This window comes from Actinomadura sp. KC345 (assembly GCF_004348515.1).
Taxonomy (GTDB): Bacteria; Actinomycetota; Actinomycetes; order Streptosporangiales; family Streptosporangiaceae; genus Spirillospora.
This window is the reverse complement of sequence record NZ_SMKH01000517.1, coordinates 1-2538: the sequence shown is the minus strand read 5'-3', so window position 1 is coordinate 2538 and position 2538 is coordinate 1. Positions and strand designations below refer to the sequence as shown.

2 protein-coding genes are annotated in these 2538 nt (G+C 68.5%); one reads left to right on the top strand and one right to left on the bottom strand.

Going from position 1 to position 2538, the window contains the following annotated elements; all coding sequences use genetic code 11:
- Positions 1-224: 224 nt before the first annotated feature.
- A complete protein-coding gene (locus E1281_RS39075) occupies positions 225-1664 on the bottom strand; it encodes an MFS transporter (RefSeq protein ID WP_243717805.1) in 1440 nt (479 codons plus the stop codon).
- 102 nt (positions 1665-1766) lie between these two features.
- On the opposite strand from E1281_RS39075, the gene E1281_RS39070 reads away from it, so the two are divergent.
- Positions 1767-2147 (top strand): MarR family transcriptional regulator, encoded by a 381-nt coding sequence (locus E1281_RS39070; protein WP_131884724.1) that lies wholly within the window; start codon positions 1767-1769, stop codon positions 2145-2147.
- Positions 2148-2538: the final 391 nt, after the last annotated feature.

Genomic DNA, 2538 nt, shown 5'->3' with positions numbered 1-2538 from the left:
GATCTCCAAGTTCGTCGCCAAAGGCGCCCGCATCCGCGGCCCCAGCTACAAAGCCACCATCAGCATCGAGATCTGCGCACCCACCGACCCTTGACCACCACACCCATCGCCTAACTACACGGCTTTGGGGCTAGGAGGGGCCAGGGCGGGTGTTTCGGCCTCGGGGGTTTTCGAACGCGCGTGAGCTGTCGGCGCCACGAGGACCGCACCCCGGCTGTGCTCCGTCAGGTGGGATTGGACTGGCGGCGACGCAGGAGCGGGAGGAGGTTCAAGATGAGGCCGACCACGGCGACGGCGCTGACCAGGTTGACGCCCGCGTGGAACTCGGCGAAGTCTTCGCCGGCTGTCGTTCCGGTCGCCACCAGCGCGGTGACCAGTGCCAGGACCAGGGCGGCGCCGACCTGGCCCGAGGTGTTGACGAGGCCGGAGGCCAGTCCCTGCTCGGAGTCGTCGATCCCGTCCGTCGCCTGGCTCATGATCGAGCTGAACCCGAAAGCGAATCCGCCGCCCAGCAGCATCATCGTGGGCAGGATGGTGAACGCGTAGTGCGGGGAGTTCCCGGCCGTTGCCAGGAACCATCCGTAACCGAGGGTCAGGGACGTCATCGAGCTGGTGATCAGGCGAGCCGTCCCGTACCGGTCGATCAACCGGCCGACGAACGGGGACCCGAAGGCCACGACGAGCCCGCCCGGCAGTAGGGCCATGGCCATCTTCAGCGGTGACCAGTCCAGTACGTCCTGCAGATAGAGGGTCATCATGAACTGGAAACTCAGGTACGAGCCGAACAGCGCGACGATACTCAGATTGGCCCGGACGATCGATCCGATGCGCAGGATGCCCAAGCGGATCAGCGGATGCCGCACCTTGCTCTCAGTGACGAAGAAGCCGGCCAGAAGGCCCGCCGCCAGCACGCTGGAGCCCAGCGTCACCGGGTCGAGCCAGCCCCTGTCCGGGGCCGAGACGACGGTGTACACGGCGAGCAGCATGCCCCCGGTCAGGGTCACGGCGCCGGCGATGTCGTGCCCGCCACCGGCCGCCGGCTTGTCCCGCGGGATCAGGGCGGCACCCGCGACCAGGGCGATGACGGCGATCGGCACCGGGGTCAGGAACGTCCAGCGCCACCCGAAGCCGGTCAGCAACCCGCCGAGGATCAGCCCGGACGAGTAGCCGCTCGCGCCGAAGACGGAGAACACCGCAAGCGCCCGGTTGCGCGCCGGCCCCTCATGGAAGGTGGTGGTCAGGATGGACAGCGCCGTCGGTGCGGTGAACGCGGCGGCCAGTCCCTTGATGAACCGGGTCGCGATCAACAGGGCGCCGTTGTCCACCAGGCCGCCCACCAGGGAGGCCACGGCGAACACGGCCAGCGCGGCGAGGAAGACCCGCCGCCGGCCGAGCAGGTCGGCGGTGCGTCCGCCGAGCAGCAGCAGACCGCCGTAACCAAGGACGTAGCCGTTCACGATCCACTGGAGCGACGTGGTCGAAAGGCCCAGCTCGGCCCCGATCGAGGGCAGCGCGACGCCCACCATCGAGACGTCGAGGGCATCGAGGAACAACACGACGCACAGGACGGCGAGGACTCCCCACGACCGGGGAGTCCAGGCCTGCTCGACCGGAGCGGACGGCGCGCGAACAGCGGAGGGCGGTGAGGCATCGGTAAGAGTCACGTCGAGGGACAGTACATGCATGCACATCTAATGTCCACACACTAATTGCACACCGATTTAATGCCTGCACATCAGATGTGCGCGCATGGTACGCTCCGCGCCATGGAGGCGGAGGCTGACCTGGTCGCCCGATGGCGCGAGCTCGCGACCTGCTACAACACGATCGCGTGCGCCCTCGAACGCGCCTTACAGGACGCCCATGCCCTCACCATGAGCGAGTACGAGACGCTCGACCGCCTGGTCGACCTGGGCTGTGAGAAGCGCCGCGTGCAGGAGATCGCCGCGGCCATGTACCTCAGCCAGAGCGCCCTGTCCCGCACCATCGCCCGACTGGAGAAGCACGGCTACGTCCAGCGCGGACTATGCGAGAACGACCGCCGCGGCATCTTCGTCGAGATCACGGAAGCGGGCCGCCGACGCCACACCGAAGCACGCGAAACCCACCGAAGAATCCTCACCGAGCACTTCGCTGCTACTCCCTGACCCACAACCGCCACGCACCGCCACGCCACGCACCGCACCGCCACCCACCGCACCGCCACGCACCGCGACCGCCACGCCCCGGCACGCCACGCACCGCCACGCCACGCGACCACCACTCCCCGCGACCACCACTCCCCGCGGCCGCCACGCACCGCACCGGCTCACCAACGACCGAGTGGCCCGCTCGCCGGCCAAGACCACGTGACGATCACCCGCCGCGACAACATGGCTTCGCCTGGCCGAACACCCGGTCCCTTCCTTCCCGCGCGGGCGAGGCGCCGGGATGCCGTGCGACGATCCGGGCGTCCGTTCACATCGCAGATCACGACGTCCGTGCCGTCCTCACACTCGATGCTGCACCAGCTGGTGGCCGACCTTCACGACCCCCTCC

Bases quoted from the DNA above. Each gene is read 5' to 3' on its own strand.
- E1281_RS39070 (WP_131884724.1), top strand. From the start codon at position 1,767: ATGGAGGCGGAGGCTGACCTGGTCGCCCGATGGCGCGAGCTCGCGACC.